Origin of the sequence: Bradyrhizobium agreste (assembly GCF_016031625.1) — a bacterium.
GTDB classification, from domain to species: Bacteria; Pseudomonadota; Alphaproteobacteria; order Rhizobiales; family Xanthobacteraceae; genus Bradyrhizobium; species Bradyrhizobium agreste.
This window is the reverse complement of sequence record NZ_JACCHP010000020.1, coordinates 1-12,701: the sequence shown is the minus strand read 5'-3', so window position 1 is coordinate 12,701 and position 12,701 is coordinate 1. Positions and strand designations below refer to the sequence as shown.

General features: G+C 64.5%; 13 protein-coding genes, 1 tRNA gene and 1 pseudogene. 6 read left to right on the top strand and 9 right to left on the bottom strand.

Annotation, left to right across the window (positions count from 1 at the left end):
* Nucleotides 1–153: 153 nt before the first annotated feature.
* Together HZZ13_RS26120 and HZZ13_RS26115 are read left to right on the top strand one after the other, a co-directional pair.
* On the top strand, nt 154–432 hold the full coding sequence (locus HZZ13_RS26120) for a type II toxin-antitoxin system ParD family antitoxin (RefSeq protein ID WP_197962372.1): 279 nt from the start codon (nt 154–156) through the stop codon (nt 430–432).
* Nucleotides 422–718, top strand: coding sequence for a type II toxin-antitoxin system RelE/ParE family toxin (locus HZZ13_RS26115; RefSeq protein ID WP_197962371.1), 297 nt, complete (start codon nt 422–424; stop codon nt 716–718). The genes HZZ13_RS26120 and HZZ13_RS26115 overlap by 11 nt, the downstream gene beginning before the upstream one ends.
* A 12-nt stretch (nt 719–730) precedes the next feature.
* Here the strand turns inward: HZZ13_RS26115 and proB are convergent, their stop codons facing one another.
* Nucleotides 731–1,852 (bottom strand): glutamate 5-kinase, encoded by a 1,122-nt coding sequence (gene proB, locus HZZ13_RS26110; RefSeq protein ID WP_197962370.1) that lies wholly within the window; start codon nt 1,850–1,852, stop codon nt 731–733.
* 209 nt (nt 1,853–2,061) lie between these two features.
* Here proB and HZZ13_RS26105 point away from each other — a divergent pair, with 209 nt between their 5' ends.
* Nucleotides 2,062–3,027: a Bug family tripartite tricarboxylate transporter substrate binding protein gene (locus HZZ13_RS26105; RefSeq protein WP_197962369.1), complete on the top strand. Its 966-nt coding sequence runs from the start codon at nt 2,062–2,064 to the stop codon at nt 3,025–3,027.
* Nucleotides 3,028–3,161: 134 nt separating this feature from the next.
* On the opposite strand, the gene HZZ13_RS26100 is transcribed toward HZZ13_RS26105, so the two are convergent.
* The 3 genes from HZZ13_RS26100 to HZZ13_RS26090 all read right to left on the bottom strand — a co-directional run bounded on the left by HZZ13_RS26100 (nt 3,162) and on the right by HZZ13_RS26090 (nt 6,639).
* On the bottom strand, nt 3,162–4,796 hold the full coding sequence (locus HZZ13_RS26100; protein WP_197962368.1) for an alkaline phosphatase family protein: 1,635 nt from the start codon (nt 4,794–4,796) through the stop codon (nt 3,162–3,164).
* Between the two features lie 235 nt (nt 4,797–5,031).
* Complete coding sequence (gene obgE, locus HZZ13_RS26095) at nt 5,032–6,072, bottom strand: GTPase ObgE (protein WP_197962367.1); 1,041 nt, start codon at nt 6,070–6,072, stop codon at nt 5,032–5,034.
* Between the two features lie 84 nt (nt 6,073–6,156).
* Nucleotides 6,157–6,639: a MaoC family dehydratase gene (locus HZZ13_RS26090; RefSeq protein WP_197962366.1), complete on the bottom strand. Its 483-nt coding sequence runs from the start codon at nt 6,637–6,639 to the stop codon at nt 6,157–6,159.
* 118 nt (nt 6,640–6,757) lie between these two features.
* On the opposite strand from HZZ13_RS26090, the gene HZZ13_RS26085 reads away from it, so the two are divergent.
* Entirely contained in the window at nt 6,758–7,672 is a 915-nt protein-coding gene (locus tag HZZ13_RS26085) for a DMT family transporter (RefSeq protein WP_197962365.1), read from the top strand.
* A gap of 184 nt (nt 7,673–7,856) precedes the next feature.
* Here HZZ13_RS26085 and HZZ13_RS26080 read toward each other — a convergent pair whose 3' ends face one another.
* The 3 genes from HZZ13_RS26080 to rplU all read right to left on the bottom strand — a co-directional run bounded on the left by HZZ13_RS26080 (nt 7,857) and on the right by rplU (nt 9,353).
* Nucleotides 7,857–8,450 (bottom strand): GNAT family N-acetyltransferase, encoded by a 594-nt coding sequence (locus tag HZZ13_RS26080; RefSeq protein WP_197962364.1) that lies wholly within the window; start codon nt 8,448–8,450, stop codon nt 7,857–7,859.
* Nucleotides 8,451–8,600: 150 nt separating this feature from the next.
* On the bottom strand, nt 8,601–8,870 hold the full coding sequence (gene rpmA, locus HZZ13_RS26075; RefSeq protein ID WP_197962363.1) for a 50S ribosomal protein L27: 270 nt from the start codon (nt 8,868–8,870) through the stop codon (nt 8,601–8,603).
* Nucleotides 8,871–8,972: 102 nt separating this feature from the next.
* Nucleotides 8,973–9,353, bottom strand: a complete 381-nt coding sequence (gene rplU, locus HZZ13_RS26070) for a 50S ribosomal protein L21 (protein WP_197962362.1) — start codon at nt 9,351–9,353, stop codon at nt 8,973–8,975.
* A gap of 332 nt (nt 9,354–9,685) precedes the next feature.
* Between rplU and HZZ13_RS26065 the strand changes: the two genes are divergently transcribed.
* A complete protein-coding gene (locus HZZ13_RS26065; protein WP_197962361.1) occupies nt 9,686–10,816 on the top strand; it encodes an ROK family protein in 1,131 nt (376 codons plus the stop codon).
* A 171-nt stretch (nt 10,817–10,987) separates the two neighbouring features.
* Here HZZ13_RS26065 and HZZ13_RS26060 read toward each other — a convergent pair whose 3' ends face one another.
* Complete coding sequence (locus HZZ13_RS26060) at nt 10,988–11,851, bottom strand: alpha/beta fold hydrolase (RefSeq protein ID WP_197962360.1); 864 nt, start codon at nt 11,849–11,851, stop codon at nt 10,988–10,990.
* Between the two features lie 158 nt (nt 11,852–12,009).
* On the opposite strand from HZZ13_RS26060, the gene HZZ13_RS26055 reads away from it, so the two are divergent.
* Nucleotides 12,010–12,099 (top strand) — tRNA-Ser (locus HZZ13_RS26055).
* Nucleotides 12,100–12,351: 252 nt separating this feature from the next.
* Here the strand turns inward: HZZ13_RS26055 and HZZ13_RS26050 are convergent.
* Nucleotides 12,352–12,701: pseudogene (locus HZZ13_RS26050) on the bottom strand (IS481 family transposase); the annotation flags it as partial.

Sequence of the window (12,701 nt, the reverse complement as noted above, 5' to 3'; positions counted from 1 at the left end):
CCTAGCACGGAAATCCCGCTTTGGCGAAGGGCGGGGAGGGTATGGCAGGGGTTCGTTTCGCGCCGCCACGACCGGATTGGGCCGGACGGCAGGCGAAGCCTTGCGGGGCGGCCCAATATCAATAAGTATCATATTTTGATAACGGGGCCACCCATGGCGAGCAGCTACAGCATTGGCAAGCATTTCGAGGACCTGATCGACACTCTGGTTGAGAGCGGGCGCTATGCCAGCGCAAGCGAGGTCATGCGCGAAGGCCTTCGCCTCGTCGAGGAGCGCGAGGAACGGCGCAAGCTCAAGCTGGAGGCGCTGCGGGAGGAAATCCAGAAAGGCTTTGACAGCGGTCCGATGGAGGAGGTCGATGTCCAGAAATGGATGAACGACATCAAGGCGCGGGGACGGCAACGTTTGGCCGCGCGCAAGCGTGGCAAATAGATTTCGCAAATCCCCGCAAGCAGACGTCGATCTCGATTCGATCTGGGACTTCATTGCTTCACACAGCGTCCGGTCCGCCGACAAGCAGATCGCGCGCATCGGCGAGATCTTCGAAATGCTCTTGGGGAATCCGCTCGCCGGGCGCGAACGCCCGGACTTACGCATCGGCTTGCGCAGCTTCCCGGTCGGCAATTACGTCATCTTCTATGTTCCGTTACCGGATGGCGTCGAGATTATCCGCGTCATGCACGGCCGGCAGGATATCAACCCCGACGACATGCAATAGCCGCGGTTGGCTTTACCCGCCCACCACCAGATCGTCGCGGTGGATCATCTCCGCGCGGCCGCTGATGCCGAGGATGGTCATCACATCGGGGGAGGAGCGGCCCTTGATCCGTTCGGCATCGTCGGCGTCATAGGCGATCAGGCCGCGGCCGACCTCGCTGCCGTCGGGGCCGCGCACGACCACGGCATCGCCGCGGGCGAACTGGCCCTCGACCTTGATCACGCCGGCCGGCAGCAGGCTGGCGCCGGCCCGCAGCGCCGTCACGGCGCCGGCATCGATGGTCAGCGTGCCCTTCGGCTCCAGCGTCCCCGCGATCCAGCGTTTGCGTGACGTGATCGGATTGGCGGGCGTCAGGAACCAGGTGCAGCGGCCGCCATCGGCGATCGCCTGCAAGGGATGCTCGATCTTGCCGGAGGCGATCAGCATATGCGTGCCTCCGGTCGTCGCGATCTTGGCAGCCTCGACCTTGGTGCGCATGCCGCCGCGCGACAGCTCGGACTCGGCATCGCCCGCCACCGCCTCGATCTCCGAGGAGATGCTGTCGACCACGGGAATGAGTTTTGCGTTCGGGTTGTTCTTCGGCGGGGCGTCGTAGAGTCCGTCGATGTCGGACAGCAGCACCAGCAGGTCTGCGCTCGCCATGGTCGCGACGCGCGCGGCGAGGCGATCGTTGTCGCCGTAGCGGATCTCGGTGGTCGCCACCGTGTCGTTCTCGTTGATCACGGGGATGGCGCGCCATTCCAAGAGCTTGCCGATGGTGGAGCGCGCGTTGAGATAGCGGCGGCGCTCCTCGGTGTCCTGCAGTGTCACCAGGATCTGGCCGGCGCCGATGCCGTGGGCGCCAAGCACCTCCGACCAGATCCGCGCCAGCGCGATCTGGCCGACGGCAGCTGCAGCCTGGCTCTCTTCCAGCTTCAGCGGGCCGCGCGGCAATTTCAGCCGGCTGCGACCGAGCGCGATCGAGCCGGAGGAGACGACGAGGACGTCGCGCCCCTCCTTGTGCAGCTTGGCCATGTCGTCGGCGAGCGCGGCGAGCCAGGACGCCCGCACCTCGCCCTTGTCGGAATCGACCAGCAGCGCTGAGCCGACCTTGACGACGATGCGGCGGAATTGACTGAGTTCGGGGCTGGCCATGTGTGTGTATGTTGGCGCGCTTGGGCGATCTGCACTGCATTGGAAACGGCGGAGCGAGCGGGGCGGCGCCGATAGGCCTGCTTTTGCAGCAGGACGAGGGCCGGCGCAAGGCGGCCGGCATGGTAAACGGCGCGGGCCTGGTCTCTGGCCTTGTTTCGGACGCCGGCGCGGTTCTAATGCCGACAATCAAATGGGCTGGAAGGGAACGCATGGATCGCCGCACATTCATGGCCGGATGTCTGGGTATGCCGTTGCTGGCGCAGGCCGGTGGGGCGCAAGCGCAGGCCGGGCTGACGAAAATCATCTTCCCGTTTGCGGCGGGGGCCGGCGGCGACACGCTCTGCCGGCTGATCGCGCAGGAGATGGCGCCAATGCTGCAACGGACCGTCGTGGTCGAGAACCGCACCGGCGGCGACGGCCTGATCGGCATCAAGGCGGTGAAGGGCGCAAGCCCCGACGGCAGCATGGTGCTGGTGACGACAGGGCCGACCATGTACCTGCTGCCGATGGTCGAGCCGACGCCGAGCTTCGACACCGCGAAGGATTTCGTGCCGGTCTCACTGCTGGCGCGATTCGAGTTTGCGCTGGTGATCAACCCGGCGGTCGAAGCCGCCGATTTCAAGGCGTTCGTGGCGTGGCTGAAATCGCATCCGGACAAGACGTCCTTTGGCGTGCCGAGCAACGGCACCATCCCGCATTTCATGGGCTCCAAGCTCGAGAGGGACCTCGGCATCCCCCTGACCCGCGTGCCCTATCGCGGCAGCGCGCCGATCCTCAACGATCTTGTCGGCGGCCACATCTCGTTCGGGATCACCACGCTGGCGGATGCGCTGTCGCAGCACCGCGCCAAGGGCGTGAAGATCATTGCGGTCGCGAGCGCCGAACGCTCGCCGTTCGCGCCGGACGTGCCGACGCTGAAGGAGCGCGGCATCGACCTCGTTGCGGATGCCTGGTACGGCATGTGGCTTCCCGCCGGCAGCCCGCCGGAGTTTGCAAGCAAGCTCGGCGCGGCCGCGAGCGCGGCGCTCGCCAAGCCCGAGGTGAAGGAGAAGCTGACGGCGATCGGCTTGATCCCGGTCGGCAGCGATGCGGATGGATTGACGAAGGAGCTCGCCGCGAACATCGCGCTGTGGCAGCCGATCGTGAAGGCGACGGGATATAAGATCACGAATTGAGTCTCTGCGGCGCCACACACTCAGTCGTCATGGCCGGGCTTGACCCGGCCATCCACGTGCTTCCGCGACGGAGGTGAGACGTGGATGCCCGGGTCAAGCCCGGGCATGACGAGATGAGAGGACTTCGGCCTCATTCACATCTTCCCCCGCTGCGCTATGCCGTCCTTGATCGCGGCGAGCTCCGTCTCGTCCCAGATGCCGATCAGGATGCCGCCCTTCACCTGCAGCTGGTTGTCGGCATAGGCGGCGATCTTCTCGCGGGGTGTGGTGATGTGACCGTTCGGATGCAGCGCCCAGTCGAACGGCTCGGCTTGCAATCGCGCGAGGACGGCGGCGCATTCCGGATCGTCGCCGCGATCGACGTACTCGTCCGGATCGGTTTCGAGATCGTACAGCATCGGGCGGAAGCCGGAAGCGTGGATGTATTTCCAGCGGCCGTCGAACACCATGAACAGGCGGCAGCGTTCGATCGGCTGGTTCAGCTTCAGCCGCACGTCCTGCATGGAATAGTCGTATTCGGAGAACGCTACCTTGCGCCAATCCGGCGGCGTTGGCCCGCGCAGCAGCGGCAGCAGCGAGCGTCCTTCGAGGATGTGGCCGGGCACCTTGCCGCCGAAATAATCGACGAAGGTCGGTGCGAGATCGATCGCCTCGACCAGCGCATCGCTGCGCGTGCCGCGCGTGGTGTCGGCTTCCCTGGAGGGATCGATGATAACAAGCGGAATCTTCGCCGACTGTTCGTGGAACAGATCCTTCTCGCCCATCCAGTGATCGCCGAGATAGTCGCCATGATCGGAGGTGAACACGATCATCGTGGTGTCCAGCAGGCCGCGCGTCTCCAAAAACTCCATCAGCACGCCCATCTGGTCGTCGATCTGGGTGATCAGGCCCATATAGGTCGGGATCACCTTCTCGCGGGCCTCATTGCGCGCCATGTTGCGGGAGTAGCGCATGTCCATGTAGGCGCCGAACACCGGATGCGGGTTTTGCCGCTCGCGCATCGAACGGATTACCGGGATCATGTCATCGGCCGAATACATGCTGGCATAGGGTTCTGGCGCGATATAGGGCCAGTGCGGCTTGATGTAGGACAGATGCAGGCACCACGGCCGGCCGTCGGTCTCGGCCTCGCTGATGAAGTCCATCGCGCGCCGGGTCATATAGGGCGTCTCGGAATGCTCTTCGGGCACGCGCGCGGCCTTGTCGGCGTGCACCAGCAGCCAGCCGTTCTGCAAGCTACCGTCGTCAGCAGCGCCGGAATTGGCCCAGTGCTCCCAGGGATTGGTGGCGGCAAAACCGTGCTCACGCAGATATTCGTCGTATTTCGGGCGCGGCCGTCCGGTCGGATGCAGGCCGTCATCGCGCTCGTAAGGCTCGAAGCCGCATTCGGCGACATGCACGCCGATCATCGATTCCGGGGGAATGCCGAGCGCCTTCATGCCTTCGAGATCAGGGGCCATGTGGGTCTTGCCGACCAGCACGTTGCGGACGCCGATCTTGTTGAGGTGATCGCCGAGCGTGGGCTCGCCGACGCGCAAGGGCCAGCCGTTCCAGTGCGAGCCGTGCGAGCGCATGTAGCGGCCGGTATAGAACGACATCCGCGACGGGCCGCAGATCGGCGACTGCACGTAGGCCTTGGTGAACAGCACGCCGCGCCTTGCCATCGCGTCGATGTTCGGTGTCTTCAGCGTGGGATGGCCGGTGCAGGCGAGATAATCGTAGCGAAGCTGGTCGCACATGATCCAGAGAACGTTCTTCGCGCGCGCCATGCGTCATCCCTGCCGTTTCTTGATTGTTCGATGCTGCGCTATTGGAGAAACGAAGACAAGCCGGTGATGCGCATGACGGCGGCCACAACTTCCGCTGTCGTCCCCGCGAAGGCGGGGACCCATAACCACAGGAAGGAGTTTGGCGAAGACTAGAAGATCGGTACTACAACCGTCTCCAATCGAGAGATCACGCGGTATGGGTCCCCGCCTTCGCGGGGACGACAGTGGAGAGAGGCTAAGCCGACCACGGCTCCGCTTCGGCCGCGCTCTTGGCCTTGGCGGAGACCGGGCTTTCGCCGATGACATCGGCCAGCGCGCGCAAGGCTTCCTTGACGCCCTGACCGGTGACGCCGGAGAGCAGCAGCGGCGTCTTCCTGGCGGCGCGCTTCAGGCGGTCCTTCTGCTTCTTCAATTCGTCCGGCCGGACCGCGTCAATCTTGTTCAGCGCGACGATCTCGATCTTGTCGGTGAGCTGGCCGCCATAGGCGTCGAGCTCTTTGCGCACGGTCTTGTAGGCCTTGCCGGCATGCTCGCAGGTGGCGTCGACGAGGTGCAAGAGCACGCGGCAGCGCTCGACATGGCCGAGGAAGCGGTCGCCGAGGCCCGCGCCTTCATGCGCGCCCTCGATCAGGCCGGGAATGTCGGCGAGCACGAATTCGCGGCCGTCGGCATTCACGACGCCGAGCTGCGGATGCAGCGTGGTGAAGGGATAGTCGGCGATCTTCGGCTTTGCCGCGCTGACCTTGGAGAGGAAGGTCGACTTGCCGGCATTGGGCAGGCCGACGAGGCCGGCATCGGCAATGAGTTTCAGCCGCAGCCAGATCCAGCGCTCCTCGCCCACCTGGCCGGGATTGGCGTTGCGCGGGGCGCGGTTGGTCGACGACTTGAAATGCGCGTTGCCGAAGCCGCCATTGCCGCCTTCGGCCAGCACGAATTTTTCGCCGACCTTGGTGAAGTCGTGGATCAGCGTCTCGCGGTCCTCGTCGAAAATCTGCGTGCCGAGCGGAACCTTCAGCACGATGTTCTTGCCGTTGGCGCCGTGACGGTCCGAGCCCGAGCCGTTCTCGCCCTTCTGGGCCTTGAAGTGCTGCTGATAGCGGTAGTCGATCAGCGTGTTGAGGCCGTCGGCGACCTCGACGATGACGTTGCCGCCGCGGCCGCCATTGCCGCCGGAGGGGCCGCCGAATTCGATGAACTTCTCGCGGCGGAACGCCACGCAGCCGTTGCCGCCGTCACCGGAGCGGATATAGACCTTTGCTTCGTCGAGGAATTTCATGGGCCATAGGTAGGCCAGCCTGCCGCGTGCGGCAACCCGGATTGATCCGCAAATCGGCCGAAATCCTGCGAATTGCCCCCTTGCTTAACCCGCCGGCCGCCGCCGGATCAGGAATTTCTGCGTGCCCTCGAGCACCAGCTCCTTGCGCTGGTTGAACACGGTGCTGCGCAGCGTCACCGTGCCGGTCGAGCGCCCCGGCACCAGCTCGATGACTTCCAGCGCCGGATAGATGGTATCGTCGGCGAACACCGGCTTGAGAAAGCGGCTCGATTGCTCGAGGAAGCCGACCAGGGAGTCCTCGACCAGGAACGGAAACAGGCCGGCGCCGGGCGCGGTGTGGATCAGGGTCTGGAAGCCGTGGGCGAGCAGATGCGGCATGCCGCGGCTGCGGCAATATTCCACGTCGTAGTGCACCGGATGAGTGTCGCCGCTCGCGGTCTGGAATGCGGCGAACACCGCCGAGGTCTGGGTGCGGCTCGGCAGCACGAAGCGTTCGCCGACGACGAAATCCTCAAACCAGCGTTGCGTCGGGATCATGCGATGCTGGGCCGGATCGAAATCGGTCATGTCTGGGCTCTCAAGTCGATGTGGCCTGTATCGCTACCGCGATGCCAAGAGTGCGACAATCCGTTCAATTCGGCGTGGCGGGCTTGTCCCGGCGGCTCACCTCATTAAAACGACCGCAATGCCCCTCTTCAAGAATCTCTCCGCCTATGACGATCGCTCGGCGCGCCTCGCCGGCATCGGACTCATGGTGCTGTCGATCTTCATGTTCTCGTTCGGCGATGCCATGGGCAAGTTCCTGGTCGGGACCTATTCGGTGGGGCAGCTCTTGTTCCTGCGCGCCTGCGCGGCGCTGCTGCTGCTGTCGCCGCTGGTCTGGAAGCAGCGCTACCTGTTCCTGCATCTGGAGCGGCCGGGCCTGCAGCTGGTTCGCGTCGTGCTGTCGACGCTGGAAGTCGCGGCCTTCTTTCTCGCAACCGTCTATCTGCCGCTCGCCGACGTCATCACCTATTATCTCGCCGGCCCGATCTTCGTCACCGCGATGTCGGCGATCTTTCTGGGCGAGAAGGTCGGCTGGCGGCGCTGGACCGCGATCCTGATCGGCTTCTGCGGCGTCTTGATCGCGCTGCGGCCTTCGGCGCAGACGGTGAGCCTGCCGGCGCTGATCGCGCTCGGCGGCAGCCTCTCCTTCGCAACCCTGATGCTGATCACGCGCAGCCTGCGCAAGACGCCCGACATCGTGATGGCGTCCTCGCAATTCATCGGCACGTTTTCGCTCGGTGCGGTGCTGTCGGCATTCCACTGGGTGCCGCCGACCCCCGGCAGCCTCGTGATCTTCGCGCTCGCCGGATGCGTCTCGGTGACCGCACTGTTCTGCGTCAACCGTTCGCTCAAGCTGGCGCCGGCCAGCGTCGTCGTGCCCTATCAATATTCGATGATCGTCTGGGCCGTGATCTTCGGCTTCGTCGTGTTCGGCGACGTCCCGTCGATCGCAACACTGGTCGGCGCGGCCATCATCATCGGCGCCGGGTTCTACATTTACTTGCGGGAGCGGGATCTGGGACGCGCAAGCGAAGAGGTGAATCCGCCGGCGTAGCCGCAATCACGGGTCGTCCCGGGGCGCGCGCAGCGCGAGCCCGGGACCCATACCCACAGGCAGATGTTTTGCGACGACTCGGAGTGGGAGTTCTGCCCCGCACGGCTTCCTGTGGTTATGGGTCCCGGGCTCGCGACTTCGTCGCGCCCCGGGACGACGGGGGAGTATGCCGCAGCGCCTTCCTCTACCGCATCCGTCTTGCACTGCTCCAGCTCTTCAGCGAGGCCCACACGGCGCGCGACAGGCGGAAGCAGTCGACGGGCGTCGAGGAGCCGAGCGCCAGGAAGCGGTGCAGCTGCACGCCGCTCCACTGGAAGCCGCACTTCTCCAGCACCTTGCGCGAGGCCGGATTGGTGACGCGCGCGCCGGCGTAGAGATGCTCGTCCTCGAACTCCTCGAAGAAGAAGTCGATCGCGCCGCGTGCGGCCTCGGTGGCAAAGCCCCGGCCCCAATGCTCGACGCCGAGCCAGTAGCCGAGCTCGGCATTGCCGGGCTTGCAGCAGTCGATGCCGACCATGCCGACCGGCCCGCTGTCGTGCTCGATCAGGAACACGGTCTCGCTGCCGAGCGCGGCGGTGGCGCGGATGAATTCGGCGGCGTCGTCCTGCGAATAGGGATGCGGCAGGCGGCGGGTGTTCTCGGCGACACGGCGGTCGTTGGCGAGCCGGGCGATGGTCCTGACGTCGGCCAGCGTCGGCCGCCGCAAGGTCAGCCGCTCGGTGGCGACGACGCTGGGTCTCGCCTCGGCCAAGGTCACGCTCGAAAAATCCTGCAACATGTCCGGCTCCGTGAAAGTCACTAAGTCAAAAGTGCGCAAACAAAAGGGGAGGCCGGTTTCCCGCCTCCCCTTGGAGCCTTCGATCTGTTGCGATCTTTAAGGACTCCGCCGGTTCAGTCGGGACCGGCGGACTCCAATTTGATCCACCGTCTATTCAGCAGCCTCGGCAATCGGGAGCACCGATACGAAGGTGCGGCCGCCTGCTTTGGCCTGGAACGCAACACGGCCCTCGATCTTGGCGAACAGAGTGTGGTCCGTACCCATGCCGACATTGAGGCCGGGGTGCCAGGTGGTGCCGCGCTGACGCGCAATGATGTTGCCGGGCGTGACGATCTCGCCGCCGAACGCCTTGATACCGAGGCGCTTGCCCTTGGAATCGCGACCGTTGCGCGATGAACCGCCTGCTTTTTTGTGAGCCATGGCTCGTCTCCGAAATCCTGCGTAGTTCTAGGTCAATTCCTTGACGGAATCATTTCAAAACGTCGCACGCATCAATTCGTGAATTGGCGTGATCGGTTTCCGTTATTCGGCCGCTTCCGCTGCCGGCGCCGCCTTCTCCTTCTTCGGACGCGGGCCCTTGCTGGGCTTGGCGCCGTCGGTCAGGATCTCGCTGATGCGCAGCACGGTGATCTCGTCGCGGTAGCCGCGCTTGCGGCGCGAATTCTTGCGGCGGCGCTTCTTGAAGGCGATGACCTTGGGGCCGCGCTTGTGGTCGAGCACCTCGACCGCAACCGACGCACCTGCAACGGTCGGAACGCCCAGCACCGGCGTGTCGCCGCCGACCACCAGAACTTCATTCAACTGCACGATCGAGCCGACTTCGCCGTCGATCTTGCCTACTTCGAGAACATCATCCGGCTCGACACGGTATTGCTTGCCGCCGGTTTTGATGACTGCGAACATCGTTCTTTCTCCGTGTTCAATCCCGGCCTCGGGACGGGAAACGTCCGGGTCGGCTTTTTGTCAGTCGCTATGGGTTTATCTGCGTTTTGTGCGGGCGGGTTTTATCCCTTTGAAAACCCACGCAAAAACAAGCGGCGCGAGAAACGCCCCGCGCCGGCTGTGGGACTTATAGCCGCCGCCGGCGGAGAGTCAAGGAAAACCGCCAAAAAGGGCCCGGATTTGAAGGATTTGGCGCAATTGCCGCGCACCGGCTGAATCTGCCGCCCGCGTGCAACCAACGGGTTCCCTCCCCGTTGTGTCCTCGCGATCAGGACAGGCGGGCAAGGGCTATCATGGGTTCAGACGAGCTGGTCAAGACAACGGATATCGCCCAGCACGGGGCGAGCCGCCTGCCGTCGGTCGATGTCGACAGCTTCAACATCGAGATCAAGGACGACGACGGCTTTCTCGGCGACCGCGCCAGCAAGGGTGCGTTTCGCGAGATCCTCGAAGAATGGCGCAAGCCCCTGCGCAAGAGCGGTGAGGATCCGTTCGGTGACGAGCCCTCCGACAAGATCAGCAAGAAAGCCCTCGATGCCGTTCTGGTCGGCGACGACACCGAGGCCACGGCCGTCGTGCACAGCGCGATCGAGGACTTCGCCCAGGAGCTCGCTTACGTCACGCGGCGGTTTCTCAAGACCAAGGCCTGGGCCAAGACCGAATGCATCGTGGTCGGGGGCGGCTTTCGCGCCAGCCGGCTTGGCGAGATTGCCATTGCCCGGGCCGAGATCATCCTGAAATCGGAGGGCTTCAAGGTCGACCTGGTGCCGATCCGCTCCGATCCTGACGACGCCGGCCTGATCGGAGCCCTGCACCTCGTGCCGTCCTGGATCTTCGAGGCCTATGACAGCATCCTCGCCGTCGATATCGGTGGCACCAACATCCGCTGCGGTATCGTCGAGACGCGCTGGAAGAAGGCGCCCGACCTGTCCAAGGCGGTCGTCTTCAAATCAGATCTGTGGCGTCACGCCGATGACGAGCCGAGCCGCGAAACCGCAGTCAAGCGGCTGGTCAAGATGCTGCAAGGCCTGATCGAGGACGCCGAGGCCGAAGGCTTCAAGCTCGCACCCTTCATCGGCATCGCCTGTCCCGGCGTGATCAATGCGGACGGCTCGATCGAGAAAGGCGCGCAGAACATGCCCGGCAATTGGGAGAGCAGCAAATTCAACCTGCCCGCGAGCCTGGTCGAGGCCATTCCGCAGATCGGCGAGCACGACACCGCGATCCTGATGCACAATGACGGCGTGGTTCAGGGCCTGTCGGAAGTGCCGTTCATGCAGAATGTCGAGCGCTGGGGCGTGCTCACCATCGGCACCGGGCTCGGCAATGCGCGCTTCACCAACCGCCGCAAGGAGAATGGCAACGGCAAGGACCGGGATTCTACGGAGAGCGGGAAGAAAAAGGGCAAGGCGGACAAGGAGTAACCTTGACCGGTTAGGTTAAGGACCGGATTGCGTTGCGGCCCGCCCGCCGCACGCTAGGGTCGAATCGTCGCTTCCACTCGGCCGGCGAAGCCGCCCTTCACGGCCAGTATTTCAATGAGCGGCACGGGACCGCCAGTGTTTACCGCGTCTGGCGGTCCCACCCCGTTTTCCTCAGCTCCAGCCCACACGCCGAAAGAACGCCGCGATCTCTGCGGCCGCGCGGTCCGGATCTTCCCGATGCGGGAAGTGGCCGACGCCGGGAAACATCTTGAGATCGAGCTCGCTGAAGGTCTCGGACAGCCGGTCGGTCCACGGATACGGAAACAGCGGATCGTGCTCGGCCCAGCGCACGCAGGTCGGCACCGCGATCGGCGGCAGCCTGGGCGCTTCGCCTTTCATCATCGCGACGCGCCCGGCATGCGAGGCGCGGTAATGCGCAAAGCCGCCGGCGAGGTTGCCGTCTTTCAGGAAGTTGTCCGTGAAGGCGTCCAGCACGTCGTCGAAGGCGTTTGTCCGGTGCGCCCAGCCTTTGAGGAAGTGGCTGATATAGAGCCGGCAGGTCTCCCGGCTCGCACCGACCAGCTGTGGGGCCATCTCCATCTGGTGAAAGGACTGGTACCAGATGTGGTTGAGCCGATCGGGCGCGGCCATCCGCGGCCCGATCCCGGGATAGACGAAATCGAAGAAGAAGAGTCCCGCCACCCGCTCGGGCGCCTGCCGGGCCAGCGGCTGCATGACAGCGCCCCCGACATCGTGGCCGATGACGCCGAATCGGTCGAAACGAAGCGCGTCCATCAGCGCCAGCATGTCGGCGGCATGGCCGTCCGGCCCGTAAGGCCCATCGGGCTTGTCGCTGTCGCCGAAGCCGCGGAGGTCAGGCGCTACAAGCGTGAACCGGTCCGAAAGCCTCGATATCACCGGCTCCCAGGTCAGCCAGAATTCCGGCCAGCCATGCAGCAAAAGCAGCGGTTTGCCTCTTCCGGCGCGGACCGCGTGGAAATCAGCGCCGTTGGCCGTGATAGTCAGGTGCTCCATGGCGGTTCCTCATTGCTTTGAAAGGCCAAGGGGGCAGGCGGGACGACAAGGGCTGAAACAGGCAGCGGATTTTCCCCTTTCGCGCCTTGTCTGGCCCGCCATCCTCGCCTATTAACGCCCCCAACCACGGGGGCCGCAGCTCCTATATGGCGCCTTCAGGAGAGGTGGCAGAGTGGTTGAATGCACCGCACTCGAAATGCGGCATAGGTGCAAGCCTATCGGGGGTTCGAATCCCTCCCTCTCCGCCACCCCGCGATGGTCCAGCCCGGACACATAGGTAACGAATCGTACCTGAGACATGGGTGACAACCTCGTGCCGAACGGGTTGTCGAAGGTTGCAGGTCACTCCACGCCTTCATGGCACGGCCTATTCTTGCTCGGCCCGCGCTATCGCCGTCAACCCCGCGCGCCAAGGGGCGCGCCCCTGCGGGCTTCGGGGGTTGACCGCTCAGCGCGGCCAAGCAGGGGAGCTGCCATGCCGAGAATGAGCAAGAGTGGCGTCAGAGCGACGATGTCGGACCGGAGACATCGGTAACGGGCTTCGGGCCGAACGGGTTGTCGAGGGGCTGCAAGGTCTTTTGCTCCAGGTCGAAGTATCCCAGATCGTAGTGCATGAAGCTGACGAGCCAGATGCCCTCGTCGACTTCCTTGATGCCGAGCTTCTGGCCGGCCAGCACGGTCGAGATGTTGATTCGCTTGCGATGCAGGCAGAGCCGTCCGCAGGCCGTGACGAGGACGTCGCGGTCATGGAATGGATAGGACAGTTCGGGCAAGCCGTCATAGCGGCGCGGTGACGCCGCATACAATTCCGCCGGACACTTCATGCCGAGCGCCTCGTGCGGTCTTTCCG

Bases quoted from the DNA above. Each gene is read 5' to 3' on its own strand.
- HZZ13_RS26120 (WP_197962372.1), top strand. From the start codon at position 154: ATGGCGAGCAGCTACAGCATTGGCAAGCATTTCGAGGACCTGATCGAC.
- proB (WP_197962370.1), bottom strand. From the start codon at position 1,852: ATGGCCAGCCCCGAACTCAGTCAATTCCGCCGCATCGTCGTCAAGGTC.
- HZZ13_RS26105 (WP_197962369.1), top strand. From the start codon at position 2,062: ATGGATCGCCGCACATTCATGGCCGGATGTCTGGGTATGCCGTTGCTG.
- HZZ13_RS26100 (WP_197962368.1), bottom strand. From the start codon at position 4,796: ATGGCGCGCGCGAAGAACGTTCTCTGGATCATGTGCGACCAGCTTCGC.
- obgE (WP_197962367.1), bottom strand. From the start codon at position 6,072: ATGAAATTCCTCGACGAAGCAAAGGTCTATATCCGCTCCGGTGACGGC.
- HZZ13_RS26090 (WP_197962366.1), bottom strand. From the start codon at position 6,639: ATGACCGATTTCGATCCGGCCCAGCATCGCATGATCCCGACGCAACGC.
- HZZ13_RS26085 (WP_197962365.1), top strand. From the start codon at position 6,758: ATGCCCCTCTTCAAGAATCTCTCCGCCTATGACGATCGCTCGGCGCGC.
- HZZ13_RS26080 (WP_197962364.1), bottom strand. From the start codon at position 8,450: ATGTTGCAGGATTTTTCGAGCGTGACCTTGGCCGAGGCGAGACCCAGC.
- rpmA (WP_197962363.1), bottom strand. From the start codon at position 8,870: ATGGCTCACAAAAAAGCAGGCGGTTCATCGCGCAACGGTCGCGATTCC.
- rplU (WP_197962362.1), bottom strand. From the start codon at position 9,353: ATGTTCGCAGTCATCAAAACCGGCGGCAAGCAATACCGTGTCGAGCCG.
- HZZ13_RS26065 (WP_197962361.1), top strand. From the start codon at position 9,686: ATGGGTTCAGACGAGCTGGTCAAGACAACGGATATCGCCCAGCACGGG.
- HZZ13_RS26060 (WP_197962360.1), bottom strand. From the start codon at position 11,851: ATGGAGCACCTGACTATCACGGCCAACGGCGCTGATTTCCACGCGGTC.